This is a genomic window from Paenibacillus sp. JT22N15 (assembly GCF_059383755.1).
This window is the reverse complement of sequence record NZ_JBXENV010000003.1, coordinates 78,279-104,681: the sequence shown is the minus strand read 5'-3', so window position 1 is coordinate 104,681 and position 26,403 is coordinate 78,279. Positions and strand designations below refer to the sequence as shown.

Below are 26,403 nucleotides of genomic sequence, written 5' to 3'. Positions count from 1 at the left end.
ATGGTGTGAGTGGCTTGGGTACGTCTACTACCGCTATATCTTTTAAACTCATCATTACATGGGGACATGCTGAATGCAATACGGATTTTCATGATAAATGAATTTCTTTCTAGTAAATGATATATCATTTCGCAGCTTACACAAGGATTGTGGTATGCCGATAAATTACGCAAAACATGCCGACATTGTAATAAAGAGATTGGCCCTAACGAAATCGTGAAGGGTTTTGAATACGAAGCTGGGAAATTTGTAATTGTCAAAGAGGAAGACTTGAAGCAATCAAGCCGGACTCTGCTAAGACGATTCAGATTTTGGAATGCGACAAAGCATTCTACGCCTCCTAAGTCGCCCGCAACAAAGAAAAAACGGGCAGCCAAGGCTAAAGGACTGCATCATGATGCAACTTCCCGACGTGACCATGGCCCCTATCACATCGCCTGACATCCCTACAGGACCGAAATGACCGCTTCCCAGAGATAGTTGATTTACTCAGGCCATTGCGAATTGGCGCTTGCGTGCTGGACGGTGAAATTATGTATTTTGACGGGACTCGCCCAAACTTTCAGCGCGTCTTAATTGGTGTAAATCGCAAGAAATTTGACGACTCCCTTATGTTCGTAATGTTCGACATGCTTTACGACAAAGGAGAGGATATCCGCTCCTTACCCTTTAAGGAGCGCTTTGCCCGACTTAAGGAAAAATTTCCTGAGCGAAATCCCCGTGTTTTTGTGACCGATCTGGTTTATGACGGTCCGGCACTTTGAGACTGGGTAAAGGAACGTGAATGGGAAGGAATAATTTCAAAGCGACTAGATAGTCCTTATGTTGAAGCAAAGCAGCATACACACTGGTATAAAAAACGCAAAGAGGTCCGTATTGTCGCGGACGTGGTAGGTATCAAGCTTAAGGTTGGTTACGTTTCCAGCTTGGTGCTGCGGTCAGGCTCTCCGTTTCTTCTTCAGCCCAGCGTTCAAAGCGTGCATGAGGTGGATTATCCTTAATCGCTTGAAAGCTATGTTTTGCTTTTCTTCAGCACTTCCCTGAGGCTGGGTACTGAAGGTATAAAAAAAAGACCCAAATGTGATTTGGGTTGACGAAGGAAGGTTGAGTTGTCTTAATATTAAATTATGTAATCATAAATGAAAGAGTGTTGGATTTTGTGGTATAAAACTACCCTACCATAAGCCTAAATTTAAGGAAATAGTTTCTAGTCTATCCAATTGAAGGTCATTAGTCCATACCTAAAAAAACGACTCACGTACACTGAACCATCTTTATATGGAGGTGTAGTTATTGAGTTGTCCTGATATAAAAAAACGGTGTAAAAAGAAAACCATAGTGGTGTGCCATCCAAAAGAGAAAAAAATGAAACGACGTCAGCGAGTAATTAAAAAGATTGTTTGTAAAAATTGTCCACCGCCTGAAGGACAGCAATTACTTCAAGGACTTGCGGCTGCAATTGCAGAAGTTGGGCCTCAAGGACTTGCAGGAGCACTCGGACCCCAAGGTTTAGCAGGGCTTGTAGGAGCAATTGGCGCACTTGGACCCGAAGGACTTGCAGGAGCACTTGGACCCCAAGGAGCAGCAGGGATTGTAGGAGCGATTGGCGCACTTGGACCTCAAGGACTTGCAGGAGCACTTGGAACCCAAGGAGCAGCAGGGATTGTAGGAGCGATTGGCGCACTTGGACCTCAAGGACTTGCAGGAGCACTTGGACCCCAAGGACTGGCAGGACTGGCAGGAGCGATTGGCGCAGCTGGACTGGCAGGACCAGCAGGTCCTGCAGGAGCAGTGGGTCCAGCAGGAGCAACGGGAGCAGTGGGTCCAGCAGGAGCAACGGGACCTTCTGGTGGCGTATTAGGCTTTGCAGATTTTTTTGCCTTGATGCCTCCTAATAATGCAGCAACTGTTGCTCCCAACACGGATGTAAGTTTTCCGCAAGATGGTCCAGTTAGTGGGACTGCAATTACCCGTATAAATGCGAGCTCATTTAACTTGTCTGCAATTGGCACATATCAGGTTTTGTTTCAGGTAAATGTAAACGAAGCGGGTCAACTGATTTTAACACTAAATGGCGCTGATCTGGCCTATACGGTGGTCGGGCGTGCAACAGGAACTTCTCAAATAGTAGGAATGGCACTTGTGCAAACAACGGTCATTAATTCAATACTCACAGTTCGAAATCCTGCTGGCAATTCCACGGCACTCACGATCACTCCATTAGCTGGAGGAACAAGGCCAGATTCCGCACACCTTGTTATTATGCAGATCGCATAGAGGGGGAAATACAATTTTTTTTCAATAAAATTCCAAATGTCAAATTGAGGCCGCCCTCAATACTTCTGCAGTACAATTATTGGTACGGGGACGTTGTGCTCCTAGCTATATAAAGGCAGTTGGAAAAGTTTAATGTGTAGATGATTATACTAATGGGCAGTAGAGATTGTGGTATAACACTACTCAACCATAAAGCCCAATATACTAAAAATAGTTTATAGTCTAGCCAATAGTCGGCTATTAGTCCCTGCCTGAAATAAACGACTCATATACACTTATTAGGGAGGTGCCGTTGTTGAGTTGTCCGGTTAGAAAAAAACGGTGTAAAAAGAAAACAGTAATTGTGTGCCATCCAAAAGAAAAAAAAAAGAAACGTCGTCTTCAAGTTATTAAAAAAAAAATTATAAAAAAAGCAGTACGGGTGTGTCCCCCGCTAGAAGGACAGCAATTACTTCAAGGACTGGCAGGAGCAATTGCAGAAGCCGGACCTGAAGGACTTGTAGGAGCACTTGGACCCCAAGGACTGGCAGGACTGGCAGGAGCAATTGGGGCAATTGGACCCCAAGGAGTAGCAGAATTACTTGTAGGTGCAATTGGCGCACTTGGACCTCAAGGACTGGCAGGAGCACTTGGACCTCAAGGACTGGCAGGACTTGCGGGAGTAATTGGCGCTGCTGGACTAGCAGGACCAAAGGGTGAAACGGGTCAAATAGGACCTACAGGACCTACAGGGCCTACAGGACCTACAGGACTTACAGGGCCTCAAGGAGAAGAAGGACCAGCAGGACCAGCAGGATCGCAATCAATCAATCGCATTTATGTAGCCAATTTCAACAGTAACGATGTCTCTGTGATTGATGGCGCAACCAATGCTGTGATCGCTACCATTCCAGTTGGGGTTAATCCAGCGGGAGTTGATGTCGATCGATTAACGGGACGTATTTATGTAGCAAACAGAGCCAGCGACAACGTATCCGTTATTGATGGAGAAAGTAACACTGTGATTGCTACTATACCAGCTGGGGATGAAGCAGGAGATGTAGGGGTCAATATAGCTACTAATGCTATTTATACGGCAAATTTTAATTCATTGGACTTAACTGAAGATGTTACGGTAATTAGCGGATTGACCAATACGGTTATAGATACCATTATTATTCCGGGTCTCAATTTATTAACGGGGATAGGTGCCAATCCATCAACTAATCTGATTTATGCAGCTAATTTTAATTCGGATACCGTTTCTGTAATTGATGGAGAAACCAATACTGTGATTACTACTATTCCAGTGCAAGTTAATCCATTCAGAATTGGGGTCAATCCAGATACTAACCGTATTTATGTTTCAAATTTCACCAGTAACACTGTCTCTGTAATTAATGGATTAACCAATACAGTGATTGCTACTGTTCCGGTTGGGACTACTCCAGCCGAAGTAGGCGTTAATACGTTTACGAATGCCATCTACGTAGCAAATCGAGATACTAATAATGTTTCTGTGATTGATGGACTAACCAATACAGTGATTGCTACCATTCCGGTCGGAACTAATCCAAATGGAGTAGGGGTCAATCCATTAACCAATCGTATTTATGTGTCAAATCAGGATGATAATACCGTTTCAGTGATTGATGGAGACACTAATACAGTGATTGCTACCGTTCCGGTTGGAGCTCGCCCATTCGCAATTGGGGTATATACGTAGAGCCCATTTGAGAACGGATAATGTAGGCATTCAAACTTGGTCATGATCTTACACGGAGAGGTGATTCATATGATAGAAGTTCAAAAGACAGAAGAGTTAATTGAACAGTTGTCAAACATGAACAAAGAGAATTCATTATGCCAAGTCTTACTTCCCGGTAAAGGGACATTCAAGATTGTACTGCAAGAGGAAGATGAACGTTCCTCCACTTCATCAGAAATTCAATCAATGACGAATGAAACGGAGAATAAAGGGCGAGTCATGTCGGTATCTGAATTAAGAAGGAATCCATTCCTCTAAGGAATCGAATTTTAATAACTGGAATTTATAAATTGCGGAACCCCATCACCGTGGACACGTGAGTTTTGCGAAGCTAACGGAGTCTTTAGTTTGTTGACAACAGCGGCAGGTTAAGACTTTACTTTTCAAGTCTTAGCCCGCTGTTTTTTTGATTTATGGTCAATGCTTTGGAATGCTTCTTCTAAAGAATACGAACAACGGCAGCACCTATTAAGATGACTAAACATACAGCAGTGTATCGTTTCCACGGGCGATTCGATCCATGTACAGAGTTCCCCACTCGAAAAATCCGATTTCATCTTCATCTGTTGAATTTAATCAGTTGTCGGAGCAAATTGTAATAGCCCACCATCGTCAAAGGCGATTACTATTTAGAGTTAAGTGTTATCTCATCTATTAATGAATCATGAACATTTCTGACATTTCCGACATGCCTGGAAACAGGGTATTTCATCATTAACTCAGCTGGATAAGGATTAAGGAAGCTTAAAACATCTTCAGTTGCTTCTATATCTTGATCGATCCAATTGTGAGCAGCAACGCTTCATATATTCATAATTCGTTTTCCCCACTAAAAAAAACTTCAACTACCTCTTCGATATTGGAAGTTATCGTATATCGTCCACACATCGTTCATCCCTACTCAATTCAGGATTTCCTTTCATGATGAACTTAATCATTTTATTTTTCAATAGGTATCACTTCAATTTGATCCGCAACGAATTCATTTTTGGCGCTGTCGAATTTATATGTAATATTGAAATCACACACATATGTGGTAGATATACCAACAGATCCCGAGAGGTTCAATTTTATTTTTTGATTCTCCAATGTATAAATAAATACACCGCCAAAAGCCAGATCCTCTTGCTTATAATCTGGTGCTGGATCAAAATCATAGTTGAATTTATATTCTTTCCCTTGTGTTTTAACTGTAATGCCTAATGTACCATCACCATTTTTTACAACATGCGAATCAATTTGGTCGGCGACAATGTCCTCATAATTCTGGACTTTAATTTCGGAGAAGTCCTCGGCATTAACTACATGAATATCATAGTTATTTAATCCTGTCCCTTTTCCAGTCTGAATAATAATTACGGCTTCTTCCTTCCCGTCACCCGTAAGATCCGTATAGGTTACCTGCGGGTTTGTTCCCGTATCACCGGGGAATTTCCAATCAAAGTCTTTTTCATTACCGTTAATATCTAGTTTTATCCCATCGGTCGTTGCATAAAGTTTTACTTTTTCATCAGTATTTTGTTCCGGCTGTGTGGTTACTTGTTTACTTGTAGACTCGCCCGTCTCCTGAGTAACCGTCGCAGACTCTGATCCACATCCTGTAAGCAAAACGGCACCCAATAACATCACTACACCTAGCTCTTTTTTCAATCCTACTCTCCCCTTTCAACTACCTATAAAAATTATATCTGAGCAAAAGAACGGATGAATGACAAAAAATTAACAAATTCAGTAAGTTTGAAGATATAGAACCCCTCCGGGCTCTTCCATTCCATACTTCCCTCCTATTCCACATATCGCCAAGATGCGAATTTTGCAGTAGAATGATGTCATATATTCCAAGGGGGAAAATGGATATGAGAGAGAAAAAGTCGATTCATAAGAAATGGTGGTTCTGGGCGATTGTCGTCATTATTGTAGCCGGTGCTGTTAATGGTGGTAGAGGAAATGAAGCTACGACCACGGAAGCTGCAGCAAGCGTTGAGCCTGCCCCAACAACTGCGCCAGAACCAACATATAAAGAAGCAAAGCTGCCTGAATTTAAAATTACTGAAGAGCGTTTGGATAAATCAGGCATATGGTACGTGACAATGAGTACGTCGAGCAAAGATGAACGAGAGTTACAAAAGCTTGTCCGAAACACCGCTATTCTTGCTGCTGCAAAGTCACAGGTTGTTGAATCTGTATTTGTATATGTGGATGCACCAGGTAGTGAACCAACCCGCATAGCTACTGGAAAGATGGCTTTTACCAGCAAAGGCGAAGTACAGATGGCTCTGAAAAAGGGTGAAGTTGAGTTTAAGTTGATCGAAACCGCTCCCAGCAAATCGGGTTCAAAAGAACCGACAGCGGAAAAATTGACAGGAGAAGACAAACAGAAATACGTGGAATTAGCGAAGCTTGTTGAGCAAGATAAACTGGATGATGTGAAGGCAGCGTATAAAGCGCTAGGAGGAGAATAACGAATGCGGTCTCTATAATAAGCCCACTTAAAAGGGATATGTCCGCGACGAGTGGCCTATGGCGATGTATCCTAACAAAACTCAAAAGCCCTGCCAGCCTAATGGCTGACAGGGCTTTTGTAAATACTATCCTTTTAATTTTAGAACAATGTCAAATATTGATCTCTTTCCCACTGATGGACTTGCGTTTTGTACATATCCCACTCAATTTCTTTCAGCTCATAGAAGTGAGCCAGAGCGTGCTCGCCGAGCGCGCTGCAGATGACATCGCTGCGGAGCAGCTCATCCAACGCTTCTTTAAGATCAACTGGCAAGCTAGGCACGCCGGATTCGATGCGCTCTTCTTCAGTCATAATGTAGATGTTGCGGTCTGTTGGAGCTGGAAGAGTCGTTTTGTTTTTGATTCCATCAAGGCCAGCTTTCAGCATAACAGCAAGTGCCAAATATGGATTAGCAGCAGGGTCTGGGTTACGCACTTCAACGCGCGTGCTCAGTCCTCTTGATGCTGGAATACGAATCATTGGCGAGCGGTTGCTTGCGGACCATGCCACATAGCAAGGCGCTTCATATCCTGGCACAAGACGCTTGTACGAGTTGATTGTTGGGTTCGTGATCGCAGCCATTGCGCGAGCATGCTCCAAAATACCTGCCATATAATAACGAGCGGTTGCGCTAAGGCCCAGCTTGTCGCTCTCGTCATAAAATACGTTAGTGCTGCCTTGGAACAACGATTGGTGGCAGTGCATACCCGATCCGTTAACGCCGAACAATGGCTTAGGCATAAATGTAGCATGCAGGCCATGCTCTCTCGCAATCGTTTTAACAACGAGCTTGAACGTTTGAATTTGGTCAGCCGCTTTAATCGCATCTGCGTATTTAAAGTCAATTTCATGCTGTCCTGGAGCAACCTCATGGTGAGATGCTTCGATTTCAAAACCCATTTCCTCCAGCGTCAACACGATTTCGCGACGACAGTTTTCGCCCAAGTCCATAGGTGCAAGGTCAAAGTAACCGCCTTGGTCATTCAGTTCCATTGTAGGCTCGCCACGCTCATCGGTTTTGAAAAGGAAAAATTCCGGTTCAGGACCGACGTTCATCGCCGTATAACCCATTTCTTCCGCTTCCTTCAGCGCACGTTTCAGAATACCGCGCGGGTCTCCTGCGAACGGTGTGCCGTCAGGCATATAAATATCACAGATGAGACGAGCTACACGATCTTGTGCAACCCATGGGAATACGACCCATGTATCTAAATCCGGGTAAAGGTACATGTCAGATTCTTCAATACGTACATAACCTTCGATGGAAGAACCGTCAAACATCATTTTATTATCAAGCGCTTTATCCAATTGGCTCATTGGAATCTCAACGTTTTTAATCGTTCCCAGCAAATCTGTAAATTGAAGGCGAATGAATCTTACGTTCTGTTCCTCGGCAATTCTCTTGATATCCTCTTTAGTATAGCTCACTAAAAGTCATCTCCCTTGTTTGCTTGATTATAATCGTACGATTGCACCCTAGCGCTTGTGCAAGAAACGCGACAGCTGACCCTGTATAAGCGAGGCCTGACCAGGCCGTTTCTCCAATAGCTGCTGCTTGAGCATGCGGTGAAGCTGGGCATCAGACAGTTCCTTGCGTGTAACCTCCGACTGCTCGCTAACGATAGTCGCATCATCGGATTCTTTGGAAACCGGATTCATAACCTGCTTAATTCCGGCAATATTGACACCCTTCTCAATCAACGATTTAATTTCCAACAACCGTTCCACATCATTAAAGGAAAAAAGCCGTTGGTTGCCAGCCGTTCTCGCCGGTACGATCAGCTCATGCTGCTCGTAATAGCGGATTTGGCGGGCGGTCAAATCAGTTAGCTTCATTACAATGCCTATTGGAAATAAGGCCATATTTCTACGTATCTCGTCAGCCATATCACATCAACCTTCCAGTCGCTCATTTACATCTATTTTAACGTCCTACCAAGGAAGTGTCAAGTTATGTGAGGTTTAATTACAATTAATCCATTTTCAACGAGACGCTTCAGTGCCGTCAAAATACCGAATTTCGCGTGGGCAAACGTAAGCCCACCCTGCATGTAAGCGATATAAGGCTCGCGAATAGGCGCATCTGCAGATAACTCGAGGCTGCCGCCTTGAATAAACGTTCCTGCCGCCATTATGACAGGATGTTCATAACCAGGCATGTCCCAAGGCTCTGGTGTAACATGGGAGTCAACTGCCGCTGCCTGCTGAATGCCCTGTACAAAAGCAATCAGATGCTCTGCGCTGCCAAATTTGACTGCTTGAATTAAATCTGTACGCGGCGTATCCCAGTGAGGCTGCGTATCAAATCCAAGCTGCGTGAATAATGCAGAAGCAAGCACGCTGCCTTTAACCGCTTGTCCCACTAAATGAGGGGCCAGAAACAGCCCTTGGTAAATCGAGCGCAGCGTCCCAAGCATAGCGCCTACCTCGCCACCAATTCCTGGAGCGGTCAAGCGATAAGCTGCCGCTTCAACCGCTGCCGCTGTTCCAGCAATATAGCCGCCGGTCGAGGCAAGGCCGCCGCCAGGATTTTTGATCAATGAACCTGCCATTATATCAACTCCAACCTGGGTCGGCTCCAAAAGCTCGGTAAATTCACCATAGCAATTGTCTACGAACACCAGCACATCAGGCTTGATCTGCTTGACACGGCTCGTTATTTCACCAATTTGCTGCACAGTAAAAGAAGCACGCCAGCTGTAGCCGCGAGAGCGCTGGATGCCAATTACTTTAGTTTGTGCTGTAATGGCTGCTTCAATTCCTGCCCAGTCAAGGCCGCCGTCATCCAGCAGCGCCACCTCATTGTATTGGATGCCAAAATCCTGCAAGGAGCCTTTTCCATCGCCCGGCTTGCCAATGACTTTATGCAGCGTATCATAAGGCTTGCCTGTAACGTATAAAAGCTCGTCTCCTGGTCTTAATACCCCGAATAAGGCACAGCTAATCGTATGTGTCCCAGATACAAAATGCGGGCGAACGAGCGCCGCCTCCGCACCGAAAATATCTGCATATACCAAATCAAGCACTTCACGCCCACGATCATTATAGCCATAGCCAGTGGAGCCGCTAAAATGATAGTCGCTGACCCGATGCTTCTGAAAAGCCTGAATGACCTTCCACTGATTGCGTTCCGCAATGCGGTCAACCGCCTTCATTCGATCGCCTGCAAGCTCCTCAACTTCCTCAGCAAGCTCCTCAAGCCGTTTCCATACCAAGTCTTCTTCCTTGCCGCTCCGTCCATTTTCAAATCCGCTATTTCCGTTCATTGCTGCTGTAGTCTCTCCCTTTTGTCGATCGGCTCCGAGGCATCCTTATACGATATAAGGATGCAGGCGGTGCCCATTCACTTCATAATCCTGTTTGCTTAGTTGTATCGTCAGACGGAGCAGTTCTCCCTCTTCGCCATCCACTTCTTGCTCAATTACTTCCCCTGTACGATAAGCAAGCGCGATTAAATCGCCTCTGGCGGCTGGCAGCGCAAAAACAATAGTATCTCCCATCAGCTTTTCCTGAATCGTATCGCAAAGCAGCTTCAAGTCGGCTTCCTTGTACGCATTAATGATTAGTGAATCTCCACCAGAACGAAGCGTGTAGGCTTCCTCAGGCGAACAAAGATCGATTTTATTATAAATCGTCAGCGTCGGTTTGCCCGCGGCCCCCAGATCGTTCAGAATGCGGTCTACAACGGCCATTTGCTCATCGCGCATCGGCGAACTGCTGTCTACAACATGCAGCACTAAATCCGCCTCATTCACTTCCTCAAGCGTTGCGCGGAAAGCGGCAACGAGATCATGGGGCAGATTTTGAATAAAGCCTACCGTATCGGTCAAAATCACTTCTCGGCCGTTAGGGAGCTCCAGCGTGCGCGAAGTTGGGTCTAGTGTAGCGAATAGCTGATTCTCCACATATACATCGGCATCCGTCAACTGACGCAGCAGCGTCGACTTGCCCGCATTCGTATAGCCGACTAGCGCCACTTGAATGATGCCGGATTTTTTTCTGCGCTCGCGGTATAAATGCCGATGGCGAACAACTTCATCCAACTGGGCTTTAAGTTCAGAGATACGCCCCCGAATATGGCGCCGATCTGTCTCCAGTTTGGACTCGCCGGGACCGCGCGTACCGATGCCGCCGCCAAGACGCGACAAGTTTTTGCCGTGTCCTGACAAGCGCGGCAGCAAATAACTGAGCTGTGCCAGCTCAACTTGTATATTCCCTTCGCGCGTTCCCGCACGCTGGGCAAAAATATCTAAAATAAGCTGCGTCCGGTCTACAATTTTCACATCCAGCATCTCTTCGAGATTGCGCACCTGCGCCCCGGAAAGCTCTTGATCGAAAATAGCAGTCGTCGCACCCATTTCATCGGCCACCAGACGAAGCTCCTCCGCCTTGCCTTTGCCGATAAACCATTTTGTATCAGGCTTTTCACGGTTTTGCGTTAATGTTGTAAGCACTTCAACGCCTGCTGTTTCAGCAAGCTTCACCAGTTCCTGAAGCGAATGCTCCGGGTCACTGGAACCGCGTTTAATTTGTTGTGTAACCAAAGTGACCAATATAGCCCGGTCCTGGATGTCAGTCTGTGTATCGTGCGTCTTTTCTCGCATATGTTTACCCTCTCAATCATTCATTGTGGCTCCATCAAGCTTTCGGCTCCCATTTGAAGTCCTCTGGCCTGATGGTCAATAGCTCTTGCTTTGGCGGTACACCGCTTGCATAATGATTCAGAAGCCGCACCGCCTGATGGCGAATCGCCTTTTCCAAAATATTTCTAACGTATCTTGCATTGCTGAAGGAAAAAATGTCATTTTGTTTCTCCGTCATTAAATGCTGCCTTAACTTAAATATGGACTGCTGCGCCAAATGATAATCACGATCCTTGGACATCAGCTCGGAAATTTGAATCAATTGGTCCACCGAATAGTCAGGAAAATCAATCTGAATCGGGAACCGCGAAGGCAAGCCGGGATTCGTCAGTAAAAAATGCTCGATCTCGGCCGGGTAGCCGGCAAGAATCAGTACAAAATCATTGCGCCGGTCTTCCATGCACTTCACAAGCGTATCAATCGCTTCTTTGCCAAAATCCTTTTCCCCGCCTCTGGCTAGACTGTAAGCCTCATCGACAAACAACACGCCGCCCATGGCCTTGCGTACCAAATCGCGCGTTTTCTGAGCCGTATGGCCAATGTATTCGCCTACAAGATCAGCACGCTCTACCTCAATCAGATGGCCTTTCGACAGCACGCCCATTTTTTGAAACAGCTTGGCGACGATGCGCGCAATCGTTGTTTTTCCGGTACCGGGATTGCCTTTGAAAATCATATGATACACATGCGAGCCGCCAAAAAGACCAGCTTCCGACCTCATGCGGCTTATATAGAGAAGGGCATAAATTTCATAAATCAGCGTTTTCACATTTTCCATCCCGACCATTGGCTCAAGCTCTTTCTGAATTTCAGCAAAATGGTCGCTCGCAGGCAAAGGCTTCACCGCTGACAAAGACTCGCTTTCAGTGAGGGGCGCAGAAGCTGCGACTGCATACGTCTCATGGCTTCTGAGAATAACGTTAATTTGCCTTGAAGGCCTGGGTCCGCTATTTGTGCCCGATTTGACATGTCCGCTCATCTGACGCATCACCTATCCTTCGCACTTGTCATTAGGAATGAGCGCATTTGCATAAGCGCCGCATTCAAGCAGGAACCGCTCCCATGCAGCAGTCTCGCTGCTTGGGCATTGTTCCGCTTTACAAGTGTATTCAGGCATAAACGGTCCTATTAACAGATTTTATAACTATACCTGTCATAGGATCAGCCCAGCCAGAGCATCAGGGCGTCAAGCTTCCATTTCGTATAGGCCAGAACCTCGCGCCCTTCAGCGTTCCACGGCTTCAATACCTGTGATGGTGTACCCTCAGCTTCAACTGACGCATAGTTCAAAAATTGCGCAATTTCCAGTGCCCTAGGCGCATGGAATTGATGGGTAATAATTAAAGCGCTCGCAAAACCTTCGCGCTCCATAATGGTTTTGCTGAACAGCAGATTTTCATACGTGCTCGTCGATTTGTCCTCCAGCAGCACCTTGTCCTCTGGAATGCCTTTATTGACCAGATACGTCTTCATTCCCGCCGCTTCTGTCACAACTGCGCCCCCTGCATCAAGACCACCGCTCATAATGAGCTTGTCCACCTTGCCTTGCTCATACAGCTTATAGGCCAAGTTCAGACGCTCTTTAAGCGCCGGACTTGGCACATTGTCCCAAAGCGCGGCGCCGAGCACGATACCGACATCCGCTTTCTCGCGCTCTTTAGGAGCATTATAACTGTTAATAACCCATAACACATAACCACACCAGAACACCCCTGCAACGATGCACCAGGCCAACATACGAAACAGGAGCAGCCCCGGACGCTTATTCGTCCGCCGCTTGCGCCGGCTGCTCCTTGTCCTTAGCATTTGCTTCATGACTCGCTTAACTCTCCTGTCTTCTCCGCCAAACTTTTGCGATGCTTCAAGCTAAGCGTAAAATAACGGAAACGCCCATTGCGAATATTGGACAGCAGCCTGCCGGCTGTCTTGCGTGCCATAGCAGCCTCCTTGCCTGTTACATCGCCTTGACGCAGCGCATCCTCAAGCTCATCCTCATCGAGCAGAAACACTTCACCGCTTGGCAGCACGACCACATCAAGAAACAGATCGTCAAACCAGGGAACCTGTTGATCCGTCAGTCCCTGTGTCTTGCAAATGTCAATGTACCACTGCACAACACGGCCCTTGTCATCAAACATCGTCGTCACGACAAAATGCTCGCCACGAGGAAAATGCTGCATCCACAAATAACCTCGATCGGCCAGACAAAGCCGGCGTCCGTTGTACTCTTTCCAAAGCGGCTCACGCAATTCGTGAATGCGGTAAAAGGTTACCAAGCCTCGGAACTCATCATTGTCCAGCGTGATGCAAGAGTAGCTCTTGCGCAAAATGCGACGCCAGTTCGCACGGTCAGAAAATTTTCGTTTCATACGGAACGTACCTTTCCGTTGAGATAAGCCCTAAAGTAACGGCTTTCGATGGTAAAGGATAGCTTTGTAAAAAGCTTACCATAACCAGCCGCTCATCTCCACCCGACTTGAAAAATAAACCAAGCTTAGCCTTCTTACACTGCAAAATCGCCGCCCCAGTAACGGGACGGCGATGGCAAAGCTATTTTTCCTGGATGACTACATTTTGAATAATGATTTCTTCAAGCGGCTCATTATTGTCAACTGGCGTCTTCGCAATTTCAAGCACCGTGTCCATACCGCTTACAACTTTGCCGAAAATGGAATAGTTCGGGTTCTGATTCAAATTCTCGGAGCCAGAGCCTGTGCAAATGAAAAATTGGCTGCCCCCGGTATTCGGCTTTCCAGCATTCGCCATTGCAACGATACCAGACTCATACTTAATTTCCGTATCCAGCTCGTCGGGAATCGAATAACCAGGTGTCCCAACGCCATTGCCTTGCGGATCGCCACCCTGAATCATAAACGACTCAATAATGCGATGAAACGTCAAACCGTCATAAAAGCCATGGCGAGCCAGAAATACAAAGTTATTTACCGTAATAGGCGCTTCGTTCGCATACAGCTTCACAGTAAAGTTCCCTTTATTCGTTGTAAAAACGGCGGAATACGATTTATTGAGATCCAGTTCCATCTCCGGCATGCGCTCCCAGCGCATTACCTTCTCGGCATTGCCGGATTCCGCCGCCGTTCCTGTACCGGTCAAGCTTCCTTTCGCTCCACAGCCGGCAAGCAATGTCATTATGAGAAGTGCCATTACAAAAGCACTGCATACCGACCACTGTTTCCTGCTCATTCCTGTAACCAGCTCCTTACGTAATGCCGCTTGCTACCCGGCTTCGTTAGTCGTTCCATCCCCTTGGGCGGGGTCCGGCGTCGCGTTCCCCGGATTATCCCCTCCATCTACATTGCCGCCATTTTGCCCACCCTCCTCAACTGGAGGGCTAGCCATGTTATCCGTAGGCTCGGGACTAACTGTCCCTGGGTCGACGGTTTCAATTGGAGGTGTCTCCATGCTAGGCGTAGGGGTTGGCGTCATACCGCTGTCAGGACTAAAGGATGGCAGTTCAATCCCCCCTTCATCAGGATCAAGGGAATCCATCGGAACGTCTGGAACATCAATGACCGTCTCGGGAATTTGTACGGTTATCGTCTCAGACTGCTTGCTTGTCAGATTGTTTTCCGCATCGATTGCTATGACATAATAGTCGTACGTCATGCCTGGTGCAACGGACATATCATCAACGGTTGTTCCAGCAGCATCAACAAACAAGCTGAAATCCGCTTGATCCATCGCTTTGCGATAAACCTTATACGAAATGTTGCTGCTTGCTGCCCCTTGCCATGACAAAGCAACTTTCATTTGCTCGGGAATAAACACAGCATTAAAATTCGTTACTGCACCGACATCTTTAATCGGCTCTTTCACGCCCTGCGGCTTCTTAAAGCTGGACTTCGGCATGTCTGCCATCGCCTGCTTCATAACCTTGGAGAACATCGCAGCCGACTGGGCACTGCTCTTCTTGAGCACATGCTGCTCATCTGTTCGATCGTAACCCATCCATACAGCGGCTGTCCACTCCGGTGTATAGCCTACAAACCAAGCGTCACGGTTAGCGCTGGAGTTAAAGCCAGAAATACCGTGCTGGGTCGTGCCCGTCTTGCCGGCAACCGGGCGGTCTATTGCCGCGCCTGTTCCCGTACCTCCGGATTGGACAACGGTCTGCAGCATTTCGGTCATATACCATGCGGTATCCACATTCATAACCTGCTCAGTTGACGGAGCGTTGTACGTATAGACAGCCGTATTGCTGCTCGTCGTAATTTCTCTAATGGTATGGGAATCAACGGTTTGTCCACTATTGGCAAAAGTACTGTAAGCTGTTGCCATCTGCAGCGGTGTAACACCTTCCGTCAATCCGCCAAGCGCAATCGCAAGATTGCGATCCTGGTCGCTCAGTTCAAAACCGAGCTTGGTCGCAAATTTCACGCCGTTGCTAACGCCAATTTCATTCAGCGTCCATACGGCAGGCAAGTTGCGGGAATGCTTAACCGCTTCCTGCATCGTAATCGGCGTTGCGCCTCTTGAATCTTTAGGACAATAGTTGCCGAAGCACGTTTTATCATTTTTCAAAACCGTCCACGGGAAATATTGACCGGTTTCCAGCGCCGGGCCGTAAGAAGTAATCGGCTTGAACGCCGATCCCGGCTGACGCGGCAATTCGACGCGGTTCAAGCCTTTGCGTTCATAATCGCGGCCGCCTGCGATGGCTTGGATAGCCCCGTCCCGATGGTCGATAATGACCATTGCGCCTTGAACCTTCTTATCGTCGACGCTTTCCTCGAAGTTGGAGTCGTCGGCAAATTCTTTCTCAACGACGCTTTGCGCTGTTGGGTTGAGCGTCGTATAGATCCGGTAACCGCCAATACGCAGATCCGTTTCGGTCATATCCGGCATAACTCTCAATGCTTCTTCTACTGCGTAGTCAACGAACGCTTTATAAGGCTCGTCCTTGCTTTGCTCTACGGTAGGCGGAGTCACATAATCAACGGCCTTCGCCTCATCCATTTCGTCCTTCGTAATGTAGCCCTGATCGTACATCAGCTGAAGCACAACTCCACGGCGCACCTTGGAGCCTTCCGCATCATTAACCGGGTTGTAGCGGCTTGGCGCTTTCGGCATGCCGGCGAGCGTCGCCATTTGCCACAGCTTCAAGTCTTTCAGCTCGGTGTTGAAATAATATTTTGCAGCTCCCTTGACGCCGTAAATGCCTTTGCCGAAGTAAATCCGGTTTAAATAAAGCGTCAATATTTCTTCCTTCGTATTGTTGTTTTCCAATGCGACAGCAATCGAAGCTTCCGTCGCTTTCCGGAACAACGTTTTATCCGAGGATAAAAACATATTTTTAGCTAGCTGCTGGGTAATCGTACTTCCGCCCTCGACCGCGCTGCGAGCGATAACGTCCTTGACGAGTGCCCGGCCAATTGCAAAAAAGTCGATGCCGGCATGCTCGTAAAAACGCTGATCCTCCGTCGCCACTACGGCGTTCATCATTTCTTTCGGAATTTCATCATATTCGGCAATTTCACGATTTTCTTCCGGTGTGGACAATCGAGAAATTTCATCTCCATTCGCATCATAAACAATAGATGCTTCGCCCATAACCATCATATCGGCTCTTTCCTTCAGCAGCCGCTCACCATTCAAAATAATAAGCGAATACCCGATGATCCCGCACACGATAGCTATAACTACAGTGAAAAATAACAGGAAAAACCAGGTTTTCCCCGACATTCTTCTTTTCTTCTTAGGACCCGTTTTCTTCTCAGGTTGTGTTCTTTGCCTGCGATCAGCCATTGTGACTCCCCTCCTGCGCTTCTTCTTAGAAGCTGTCTGTCTTCTTATTTATACCCCTGGAATGAAAAGGACAACCCCTGTTAAAGCGGGCTGCCCTTTCCTTCCGCTATCTAGTTAAACGCAGATCGCTATTAGAAAGTTTCACTAATAACGTGCGCCTTACGAGTCAGAGCTGCTGTTGTCCTGCATGAGAGATACATTTCGCTGCGGAGTAAACGTCGAAATGGCATGCTTGTACACCATTTGTTGACGGCCTTCGCTGTCAATAATAATGGTGAAGTTGTCAAACGCTTTAATAACGCCCCGGATTTGGAACCCGTTCATCAGGAAGACTGTAACGGGAATGTTATCTTTACGCAATTGGTTCAAGAACGTATCTTGAATGTTGATGGATTTGTTCATTGGACGTTACCTCCGTCTACAAAAGATTGATTAGAAGTATATTCAAGATGGACTTGAAACTTTCCTGCTATTATACCATGAATCCGATGCAAATTGTTGTGAAAATTTTCCCCCATATCGATCCATTCGATATCTTTCATGTGACGAAACCATGACAATTGGCGCTTGGCAAAGCGTCTCGTGTCCCGTTTCAGCAAAGTTACCGCAGCCTCAAGCGTACATTCTCCCCGTAAAAATGACGCTATTTCCTTATAGCCGAGTCCTTGCATAGCTACAGCATGAGGAGGAACGCCACGCGACAGCAGCGCCTTCACTTCCTCGACCAGTCCCTGTTCCAGCATCTGGTCAATTCTCAGTTCAATCCGGCGGTACAGCTCCGCCCGATCCATCGTCAGCCCGATGATACACAATTCGTAGGGGGATTCTTTTTTCTGACCCTCGAGCTGCTCTGATTGCTTGATTCCTGTTAAATGAAATACTTCAAGCGCGCGGATGACGCGCCTTTGGTCATTCGGATGCAGGCGTTCCGCGGACTTCGGGTCAATAAGCGCAAGCTTCGCATGCAGCGCCTCAGCACCGTGCGCAAGAGCGAACTGCTCCTGCTCCTGGCGAAAGGCCTCATCTGAGCCGCTCTCTGAAAATTCAAAGCCGTAGCAAACGGCTTCCACATATAGTCCCGTGCCGCCAACGATGAAGGGCAGCTTTCCCCTAGCAGCTATCTCTTCAATGCTGCTTCCGCAGCCTGCTTGAAAGTCTGCCACCGAATAGGGGTCATCCGGATCGCGAATATCAATTAAATGATGCGGGATACCCTCTCGCTCTTCCAGTGGAAGTTTCGCTGTTCCAATGTCCATGCCGCGATATACCTGCATCGAATCGCCCGAAATGATTTCCGCCTGCCAAGCTTTGGCCAGCTCCAGGCTTAAATTGGTTTTGCCAACTGCCGTAGGGCCAATTAATACGAGCAAAGGCTGCTTTTTGCCCAGCGCGGTTACCCGCTTATTCTCTTGTTCTGGCAACCTCTATCACTCCATAAGCAATTTTTGAAGAATGTAAATGCCGCCGCTCAAAGCCGAGTCTTGCAAACTCCTCGCTATGGCGGTGCTCCTTAAGCACGACGGTTTTGCGCGCCACTCGCAGTGCTTCGGTCACTGCCTCGATAGACAAGGCGTTGTCATTGACCAATTGGCGCAGCGGCTGAATCGAGCTCGACTCATGAATCGGCTGCCGGAACATCGGGTCAAAATACACGACGTCGACGCTTCGATCCGGCAGTTGCCGCAAGTAGTCCAGATGGTTCATGCTGATCATTCGGATTCTGCGCATCGCCGCATCCACATCAGCAAGCCCCGATTCGTAGACGGCAAGCCCTTCGCGCACCAAGGCGCATAGTACCCGCTCGCTTTCGATGGCAGTTACTTGTCCGGACGTACCGGCCGCATAAGCGAATACGAGCGAATCTGAGGCGAGTCCAGCTGTACAATCTACTATCGTATCGCCTTCCTCGCAGCCGGAGAGCGTAATGAGCGGATCTGTTTCTCCCCTTCGAAGCCGCTTAACTCTTACAAAAGCCATACTGGGGTGAAAAAATAACGGCGTATCCGTCTGTCTTTCATAATACCTGACTTCGCGATCCGTCACAACAAACAGGCGAATCTCGGCCATTTCGGCGCCGATTTGCCGCAGCGTCATTCGGCCCCTCGCCCGATAAGGGACGGACAGCTCGCCTGCAATTCTTCTCGCCTTGGCGACCGTCGCCTCAGATGGACGATCGGCGGTCGTCACGATCATGACATCACCCGCTTAAACATTTTTTCGAGCTGATAGGTGGACATATGCACGACTATCGGGCGTCCATGCGGGCAAGTATACGGTTGATGGCATGCACCAAGCCGGGAAAGCAGCGCTTCTCCCTCTTCCCTTGTCAGCCTGTCATTCGCTTTAATAGATGCCTTGCAAGAGCACATAATGGCCGCCTTCTCGCGCAGCTTGGCAATATTGATCGATTTGCGCTCGGCCAGCAGCAAATCGGCCATTTCTTCAATAATATCCTTCTCCTCGCCATCCGGCAGCCACTGCGGATAAGCACGAACAAGAAACGTTTGGGAGCCAAATGGCTCAAGCTCGACGCCCGCTTCGTTAAATAGGGGCAGCAAGCCGCGCAGTTGCTCGGCCTCTCCCGGCGTAAACTCCAGCGTAAGCGGCACTAGCAGCTGCTGGCTAGCAGCCTCGGGCATGCCAAACTTGGCGTAATAATATTCATAATTGATCCGTTCATGCGCCGCATGCTGGTCAATTAAATACAGTCCTTCCTCGGATTGCGCCACAATATATGTGCCATGCAGCTGGCCAATCCAATGCAGCTCGGGAAAACCCGCTTCATTGGCTGCTGAAGGCTGCTCCGGAGCGGCTGGCACTTGGCCTCCTTGTCCGAAATGAATGTCGGGCAAGGCTGCCGTATGAACAGTAGCAGCAACTCCACTGCTTAAATCAGCAGTTGCAGCCCCTGAGCTTTCCAATCCGTTGCCGGGCTCGCTTCCGTTAGCCACAGTCTGCGAGCTAGCCGTGCTAGCTGCGTCTTGGCGTATCCATGAAGGCTCGGATGGAAGCGGAGCGTCTTCGCTTTGCGAAGGAGAACTATTCGCCGCTGCACGTGCAAGGGGCTGCACAGCCTCAGAGGCAAGGTTCCCCCATGCTGTGCTTGCTTCACGCGCCAAGCTATATCCAGTTTGGGCAGGCTTGTACAAACGTTCAGCCGCATCCTTCGGCACAAATTCTCTGGAAGCACCTTGGCCAAATGGGGAATAAGGCGCTTGTGCTATCGACCGCTCCCCTTTGTTTTCCTTCTCTGGTACAGGCGGTGTTTTGGGCTCCGGACGATGAAAGGACATGGCGCCCTGAACGAATACAGGACCTGACCTTTTCTGATTATGTATAGAATCCGGACCAGGAATGTGACGTTCTTTGCCAAGTGCAGCCTGAATAGCCGACTCAACGAGCGTCCGCAGCTCTGCCTCCTTGCTGAAGCGAACCTCCATTTTGGAAGGGTGTACGTTTACATCAAGCAAGCTCGGATGCATGCCAATTTCAATAATCGCAAGTGGAAAACGATTGATAGGCAGCAGCGTATGGTAAGCCTGAAGCATCGCCTGATTAACGGCATGGCTGCGAATATACCGCCCATTTACAATGACGGTTATGCCATTGCGATTCGAACGTGTCAGCTCAGGCTTGGAAATATAGCCTAACAGCTCATAATCCGGGCTTTCGCCTTGTACCGCCATCATTGCTTTGGCCGTATTCGAGCCGTAAATAGCAGCAATAACCTGCAGACGGTCGCCTGTACCGAGCGTTCGCAGCAGCGTATTGCCATTGTGCTTTAGTGTAAAAGCAATACCGGGATGCGCAAGCGCAATGCGGTAAATATAATCTGAAATATGTCCAAGCTCGGTTTGCACCGCCTTCATATATTTCAACCGGGCTGGCGTATTGTAAAACAAGTCGCGCACCGTCATATCCGTACCTTGCGGCGTAGCAGCCGGAATACTGGCCGTAATCGTCCCGCCTTCAATGCTCAGCTTATGCCCTAAGCCAGTCTGTCCGGTAGAGGACAAGCATTCCAGCCGTGATACGGCCGCGATACTTGGCAGCGCCTCGCCGCGGAAGCCTAGGCTTGCGATGCGGAACAAGTCGCTGCTCGTTGCAATTTTGCTCGTAGCGTGGCGCTGGAATGCCGTTTCGATTTCTTCAGCGGGAATGCCCGAGCCATTGTCTGTCACACGGATAAGGTTCAAGCCACCCTCTTCCACTGTGATGTCGATTGTGGAGCTGCCGGCATCGACAGCATTTTCGACTAGCTCCTTAATGACAGAAGCAGGTCTTTCTACCACTTCGCCTGCGGCAATCTGGTTCGCGAGCTGCTCGTCCAGTACGAGAATTTTACCCATATCTGTTTTCCTCCTTCCCACACGGACACGCCGCTTCTAGTCGTTCATTTTGCGTTTCATGTCATTTAGCCACTGCATCGCCTGCATTGGCGTCATATTGAACAGGTCGAGCTTGCGCAGCTGATCAGCAAGCTGCTCGGATTTGGGGCTGCCTTTACGGCGGCCCGAATCAGCCTGCGCGGCAGCTGGCTCATCCCAAATGGACAGCTGAATGGCCGCCGCAGTTTCGCGAACACCAGCATTCGATGCTTGGCTGGCCGAAGGATCGAATGCAGATGGAATGCTGCTATTTTCATGGTCGGGAGCATTTGACAAAGTATCACCAGACTGCAAGGCTGCATACGAATACTCTGGTTTATTTTTATTAGAAGCGGATTTCTCCTCAGCAGTGCGACTATCTGTTTCAACAACAGCAGCTGTGCTCATCTTGATACTCGCATTTTTTTCAACCAATGCATCCGAAACTTCCAATAGCTCATAGGATCGGGAAATAATGGACTCCGGCAAGCCAGCAAGCTTTGCGCAATAAATGCCGTAGCTCGTCCCTGCTGCGCCAGGTATCATCTTGCGCAAAAAGGTAACATGATCGCCGCTTTCCTGTACCGCCATACATGCATTGGACAGTTGAGGCAAGGAATCCTCCAAATGCGACAGCTCGTGAAAATGGGTCGATACGAGCGCTTTGCAGCGAATCTGATGATGCACATATTCAATAACCGCTTGGGCAATGGCCATGCCTTCGCCCGTAGAAGTACCGCGCCCAAGCTCGTCAATAATGACAAGGCTGTTCTCCGTCGCCTTCTCGGTCATAATTTGAATATCCTTCATCTCCACCATGAACGTACTTTGTCCGCCAATCAGATCATCCGCCGCGCCAATCCGCGTGAAAATCCGGTCGGTCAGTGGAATTTGAGCCGATTTTGCCGGAACAAAGCAGCCGATTTGCGCCATAATGCCAATCAAGGCCACTTGGCGCATGTAGGTGCTTTTGCCCGCCATATTCGGTCCGGTAATGAGCAGCATCGAGTTATGCTCTTTATGTAGCTGCGTCGCATTTGCAATGAACGCTGCTCCATTTTCCATAACGGCCTCCACAACGGGATGCCTGCCTTCTTCGATAACCATATCGAACGAATCGGTAATCGAAGGACGGGTAAATCTGCGCTCTGCGCTGACCGTCGCAAATGCCTGATACACATCAAGCTCTGCTATGGCTTCAGCAAGCCGCTGCAGACGGTGAAGCTGCCCTGCTAAATGCTCGCGAAGCTCCAGAAAACGTTCATATTCGATATCGACCATCTTTTCCTCGGCCTCAAGAATTAGGCGTTCCTTTTCCTTCAGCTCCGGCGTTACGAACCGCTCGGCATTGGAAAGCGTCTGTTTTCTTTCGTAGCGGCCCTCCGGCAGCATCGCGAGATTGGCTTTGGAAACTTCGAGATAATAACCGAATATTTTATTGTAGCCGATTTTGAGCGAGCGGATGCCAGTTGCTTCGCGCTCTGCGCGCTCCAGCTCAGCGAGCCATTTTTTTCCATTGGTACTGGCTTCTTTAAGCTGGTCCAAATAATCATCGTAGCCTGCACGAATAATTCCGCCTTCGCGAATCGAGACTGGCGGCTCGTCTACGACTACTGTCGCAATCATATCTGCCAAATCGGCGCAATCGTCCAATCCGTCTACCAACTGCTCTAGCCGCTGCGATCCCGAGGCTTTGCATAGCTGTACTAGTTGAGGAACGCGCTGAATCGACGTTTTGAGGGCATTCATATCGCGACCGTTGGCACTGCCAAACGCCACTCTTCCGACCAGACGCTCCAAATCATAAATATCATTCAGCTCAGAGCGAATATCATCGCGCAAAATCAAGTTGCGGTACAACGTATCCACCGCATCCAGCCTTGCTTCAATCGCGTTGCGCGACAGCAACGGCTTGTCGATCCAGCGGCGCATCAGCCTTGCACCCATTGAGGTTTGACTGCGGTCCAGCAGCCAAAGCAGCGAGCCCTTCTTCGAGCGGTCGCGCACAGTTTCAGTCAGCTCCAGGTTTCGGCGGGTATAATGATCAAGGATCATATATTGACCCGGCTCATAGCTGCGAATTGCGCGAACATGACCGAGGGAGCGCTTTTGCGTATCATCCAAATAGCCAATTAGCAGGCTCACTGCGCGCATGCATGCTTCATTCAGCTGTACAAGCTCCTGCTTTCCGAACTGGTCGAGCAGCTTTTGCTCCGGCACAGGCTCGCGCTTTGTCAGCAATATCGGGCGATTCCAAGCGTCTGATGCTTGCAGCTTGTCCAGCAATTCCTCGTCGCCAACAATTTCCGCAGGCTGATAAACGTTAATTTCATCGATCAGCGCTTCCATCTGAAGCGGGAACGAAGTGACGTACAGCTCGCCTGTAGACAAATCGCATGAGGAAATCGATACTTTCCCGTTTAAAAGAGCAATCGCTGAAATAAAGTTATTCGTTTTATCCGCGAGCGCTTTCGACTCCATGACCGTTCCCGGGGTAATGACCTGAACAATTTCACGTCGTACGACGCCTTTGGCAGCCGCTGGGTCCTCGACCTGCTCGCAAATGGCAACCTTGAAGCCTTTTTCAACGAGTCTTGCGATATAGTTTTGCGCAGAATGATAGGGTACGCCGCACATTGGAATTTTTTCCGTGCCGCCTCCTTCTCTTCCGGTTAGTGTAATTTCAAGCTCTCGCGAGGCCGCAATCGCATCTTCAAAAAACATTTCATAGAAATCGCCCAGACGAAAAAAAAGAAACGCATCCTTCGCTTCTTCTTTAATCGCAAGGTATTGCATAATCATCGGGGTATAGCTTGCCACTGTTGCCCCTCCTTTATTGTGGTAAGCGAACGCGGGCGTTCGCAATCTATGTTTATCGTATCATCAGAGCCGCAAATTTCGCCAAATCTCCGAAATTCTTCCGAAATTCTAATGAAGCAACTTTCTACTATTATATCAAGCGTTGGCTTTCCGCGCCAACTTGTCTATTTTTCCTGATGTTCATATAGGGAGATAAACCGGGGAAATTAGCAAAAAAAGAGTGAAATGAAGCGAGAAATAAGAAGAGAAATAAACAGTGAGGCAAGGGGGAAAGGGCCTGTTTGCTTGGGAAACAAGCCGGGGTGAAAGTGCAGGATAGCTCTTTTGTCGGATAAGCTTGGGAAATAGAAGGCAATTTGAAAATAGTGAATTCGCTTCGTTGGTTTGGGGAAATTTTGTGGAGCTAATAAGCTGGCAGCGCTTTGTCGCTACGTTATGTGGGCACCGTACAGGCTGGATTTCATGTCAGCTTCGTTTGCTTCCATTATAGAGCTGAGGTGAAGCATGTAATGAACATTAAAGATTAAATAATAAAAATTATGTCGTCTATTTGTTTCGCGGCTTGTTAGAAGCTGGAGCTGGCATAGGGATGCGCCATTTGTGGCGGATGTCAGCCCGCTCATCCCAGGTTATGCCGCGCCGCGCTGCATCGAGCAAAGGCTCGATATCGGCCGCAAGGGCCGCATAGCTTGGCGTCGCCGCCAGCGCTGAGGCAAGCGGGTCCAGACACCCGGCCAGCTCTGCTCGGTCGCCGGAGTAGAAGGCTTCGACATACCGCTCGTCAAGAGCCGGTATGTCGGTGAGGACTCTAGTCTCGCGCGCGCATAGCAGCGCGAGCGCGAGCGCGGCTTTTGCCGCTGCTGGCGAGATGAGCCAGCTCGGCAGCGTGCGGTATTCGAAGCCGCCATGCGGCTGCTGGCGGTATTCGCCAAGGGCGCCGTAACGGGGGCGTCTGCCCCGGCCGGCCGGGTCTTCGACGAGAGCGAGCGGAAACGCCGCGTAGCTGTCGAGCAGCCGCAGCAGTCGGCTGGATAGCGGCGTGCCGCTGAGATGGATGTGCCCGCCGAGCGGCAGCCCCGGCACGGGCATTGCTCCAGCGACCCAGCAGAGGCTGGGGTCGCTTATGCGTTCGGCGGCGCGCAGCAGCAGCCGACGGAGATGCGCGGCCAGCGCGGCCGGGCTTTCAGCCGGCTCGGGCCGCAGCTCGGCGACGGGATAGACGATCCGTCGCCCAATGAGCATGGCGTCGCTGCCCGCGGCCCCTTGGGCGCCATCGCCAAAAAAGCGCGAAGCCGGCACGATCCGCCCATCCGGCCGCACCAGCGCAAACTCCGGGTCGGCGCCCAGCATCAGCTTGGGCGCCGTTCCCGGCATAGGCGCTGCTGCCGCCTCATACCAGGCGGCCATCCGCGCCAAGCCCACTGCGCGCAGCTTCGCATCGCGCACAGCCCCCGCTGCGCGGACGGCGGCACGCCCGCCTTCGCCCAGCACAACCTCGGCCTCGCCCATATCGAGGCCGAGTGCATACAAAGCGGCGACTGCGGCGCGGATGACCCGCCGCAGAGCCGCATCCCGCGGCCATGGCACTGCCGCATGGCCGCCTGGCTCCGCCCGCAGCAGCGGCTGCCCCGCTGCGGGCCTGCCCCACCGATCGAGGCGCTGCAGCTCGATCGGCTCTAAATGCGCAATAGCGACCTTATACAATCGGTCGCTATCTCCCAGCTCCTGCCGCCGGAGCAAGCCTGCCCGGCGCAGCCTTTGCTGCTGCTCGGCGGCAGACATCGCCGCAAAGCCGATCTCCCCCTCATTCAACAGCCAGATGCCGCTTGGCAAAGCAGGCAGCACCTGCTTTTCATAGCCTTCACGTTTTTCACTCATATGCTGTTTTTCCGTAATTCCCTTCTGTTCCCTCAAGCCCCGCTTTTCTTTAACGCCCTGCTGTTCCCACCTACTCTGCCCTTGCCCGCTCTCGCCTTGCTGACCTGTCTCTCCCTGCCTAGATTCACTACCCTTCTTTTTCTCAGCAACACAGCCGCTCACGATAACCGCGTCCCCAGCCTTGACCTCTGCAAGCAGGCTTGCAGTTGGAGCTGATTCAGCGGCAGCGGCATTCTCTTTGCCCGCCAATTCCAATCGCCCGGTACTGCTGTTCCACAGCCATACTGCCGCCATCTCATTGCTCCTTTCTGCTAAAACCCACTCACCCTACTCAAACCCGGCTTATAGGGCATACGCCCGATTATGTTTAATTCCAACAAAAAGAGGGCTTTCGCCCTCAAG

Annotated in this window: 22 protein-coding genes; 6 read left to right on the top strand and 16 right to left on the bottom strand. The window is 49.3% G+C overall.

What is annotated here, in order from left to right:
- Positions 1-147: 147 nt before the first annotated feature.
- The 5 genes from AC50X8_RS06590 to AC50X8_RS06570 all read left to right on the top strand — a co-directional run bounded on the left by AC50X8_RS06590 (position 148) and on the right by AC50X8_RS06570 (position 4,282).
- Positions 148-441 (top strand): Ku protein, encoded by a 294-nt coding sequence (locus tag AC50X8_RS06590; protein WP_494860055.1) that lies wholly within the window; start codon positions 148-150, stop codon positions 439-441.
- On the top strand, positions 438-764 hold the full coding sequence (locus tag AC50X8_RS06585; RefSeq protein ID WP_081419032.1) for an ATP-dependent DNA ligase: 327 nt from the start codon (positions 438-440) through the stop codon (positions 762-764). The genes AC50X8_RS06590 and AC50X8_RS06585 overlap by 4 nt, the downstream gene beginning before the upstream one ends.
- A gap of 601 nt (positions 765-1,365) precedes the next feature.
- Entirely contained in the window at positions 1,366-2,277 is a 912-nt protein-coding gene (locus AC50X8_RS06580; RefSeq protein WP_494879114.1) for a collagen-like protein, read from the top strand.
- Between the two features lie 295 nt (positions 2,278-2,572).
- Positions 2,573-3,982, top strand: a complete 1,410-nt coding sequence (locus tag AC50X8_RS06575) for a YVTN family beta-propeller repeat-containing protein (protein ID WP_494860051.1) — start codon at positions 2,573-2,575, stop codon at positions 3,980-3,982.
- 69 nt (positions 3,983-4,051) lie between these two features.
- A complete protein-coding gene (locus AC50X8_RS06570) occupies positions 4,052-4,282 on the top strand; it encodes a hypothetical protein (protein ID WP_056040802.1) in 231 nt (76 codons plus the stop codon).
- Positions 4,283-4,963: 681 nt separating this feature from the next.
- Here the strand turns inward: AC50X8_RS06570 and AC50X8_RS06565 are convergent.
- A complete protein-coding gene (locus AC50X8_RS06565; RefSeq protein WP_056040806.1) occupies positions 4,964-5,674 on the bottom strand; it encodes a hypothetical protein in 711 nt (236 codons plus the stop codon).
- 206 nt (positions 5,675-5,880) lie between these two features.
- On the opposite strand from AC50X8_RS06565, the gene AC50X8_RS06560 reads away from it, so the two are divergent.
- The gene (locus AC50X8_RS06560) at positions 5,881-6,486 is read left to right on the top strand and encodes a hypothetical protein (protein ID WP_494860048.1); all 606 of its coding nucleotides are present in this window, start codon (positions 5,881-5,883) and stop codon (positions 6,484-6,486) included.
- A 140-nt stretch (positions 6,487-6,626) separates the two neighbouring features.
- Here the strand turns inward: AC50X8_RS06560 and glnA are convergent, their stop codons facing one another.
- From glnA to AC50X8_RS06485, 15 genes are all read right to left on the bottom strand, one after another.
- On the bottom strand, positions 6,627-7,955 hold the full coding sequence (gene glnA / locus AC50X8_RS06555; protein ID WP_494824548.1) for a type I glutamate--ammonia ligase: 1,329 nt from the start codon (positions 7,953-7,955) through the stop codon (positions 6,627-6,629).
- Positions 7,956-8,003: 48 nt separating this feature from the next.
- Positions 8,004-8,414 carry a MerR family transcriptional regulator gene (locus AC50X8_RS06550; RefSeq protein ID WP_046232536.1) on the bottom strand — a complete coding sequence of 137 codons (411 nt, stop codon included), beginning with the start codon at positions 8,412-8,414 and terminating at the stop codon, positions 8,004-8,006.
- A gap of 59 nt (positions 8,415-8,473) precedes the next feature.
- A complete protein-coding gene (locus AC50X8_RS06545; protein ID WP_494879113.1) occupies positions 8,474-9,793 on the bottom strand; it encodes a methionine gamma-lyase family protein in 1,320 nt (439 codons plus the stop codon).
- A 45-nt stretch (positions 9,794-9,838) separates the two neighbouring features.
- Positions 9,839-11,131 (bottom strand): GTPase HflX, encoded by a 1,293-nt coding sequence (gene hflX, locus AC50X8_RS06540; RefSeq protein ID WP_494879112.1) that lies wholly within the window; start codon positions 11,129-11,131, stop codon positions 9,839-9,841.
- Between the two features lie 34 nt (positions 11,132-11,165).
- A complete protein-coding gene (locus AC50X8_RS06535) occupies positions 11,166-12,149 on the bottom strand; it encodes an AAA family ATPase (protein ID WP_099520164.1) in 984 nt (327 codons plus the stop codon).
- Between the two features lie 182 nt (positions 12,150-12,331).
- The gene (locus tag AC50X8_RS06530; protein ID WP_063892452.1) at positions 12,332-12,985 is read right to left on the bottom strand and encodes a YdcF family protein; all 654 of its coding nucleotides are present in this window, start codon (positions 12,983-12,985) and stop codon (positions 12,332-12,334) included.
- A complete protein-coding gene (locus AC50X8_RS06525) occupies positions 12,982-13,539 on the bottom strand; it encodes a ribonuclease FAU-1 family protein (protein ID WP_056028063.1) in 558 nt (185 codons plus the stop codon). The genes AC50X8_RS06530 and AC50X8_RS06525 overlap by 4 nt, the downstream gene beginning before the upstream one ends.
- A 181-nt stretch (positions 13,540-13,720) precedes the next feature.
- Positions 13,721-14,374 carry a peptidylprolyl isomerase gene (locus tag AC50X8_RS06520; RefSeq protein WP_494879111.1) on the bottom strand — a complete coding sequence of 218 codons (654 nt, stop codon included), beginning with the start codon at positions 14,372-14,374 and terminating at the stop codon, positions 13,721-13,723.
- Between the two features lie 33 nt (positions 14,375-14,407).
- Positions 14,408-16,936 carry a transglycosylase domain-containing protein gene (locus AC50X8_RS06515; RefSeq protein ID WP_494879110.1) on the bottom strand — a complete coding sequence of 843 codons (2,529 nt, stop codon included), beginning with the start codon at positions 16,934-16,936 and terminating at the stop codon, positions 14,408-14,410.
- Positions 16,937-17,095: 159 nt separating this feature from the next.
- Entirely contained in the window at positions 17,096-17,338 is a 243-nt protein-coding gene (gene hfq / locus AC50X8_RS06510; RefSeq protein ID WP_056028072.1) for an RNA chaperone Hfq, read from the bottom strand.
- On the bottom strand, positions 17,335-18,357 hold the full coding sequence (gene miaA / locus AC50X8_RS06505; protein WP_430161165.1) for a tRNA (adenosine(37)-N6)-dimethylallyltransferase MiaA: 1,023 nt from the start codon (positions 18,355-18,357) through the stop codon (positions 17,335-17,337). The genes hfq and miaA overlap by 4 nt, the downstream gene beginning before the upstream one ends.
- Complete coding sequence (locus AC50X8_RS06500) at positions 18,338-19,129, bottom strand: class I SAM-dependent methyltransferase (RefSeq protein WP_494859855.1); 792 nt, start codon at positions 19,127-19,129, stop codon at positions 18,338-18,340. Before AC50X8_RS06500 ends, miaA begins: the two co-directional genes overlap by 20 nt.
- Positions 19,126-21,285 (bottom strand): DNA mismatch repair endonuclease MutL, encoded by a 2,160-nt coding sequence (gene mutL, locus AC50X8_RS06495; protein ID WP_494859854.1) that lies wholly within the window; start codon positions 21,283-21,285, stop codon positions 19,126-19,128. Before mutL ends, AC50X8_RS06500 begins: the two co-directional genes overlap by 4 nt.
- A 36-nt stretch (positions 21,286-21,321) precedes the next feature.
- Entirely contained in the window at positions 21,322-24,123 is a 2,802-nt protein-coding gene (mutS, locus tag AC50X8_RS06490; RefSeq protein WP_494879109.1) for a DNA mismatch repair protein MutS, read from the bottom strand.
- A 546-nt stretch (positions 24,124-24,669) separates the two neighbouring features.
- Positions 24,670-26,295, bottom strand: coding sequence for a putative amidoligase domain-containing protein (locus tag AC50X8_RS06485; RefSeq protein WP_494879108.1), 1,626 nt, complete (start codon positions 26,293-26,295; stop codon positions 24,670-24,672).
- Positions 26,296-26,403 lie beyond the last annotated feature (108 nt).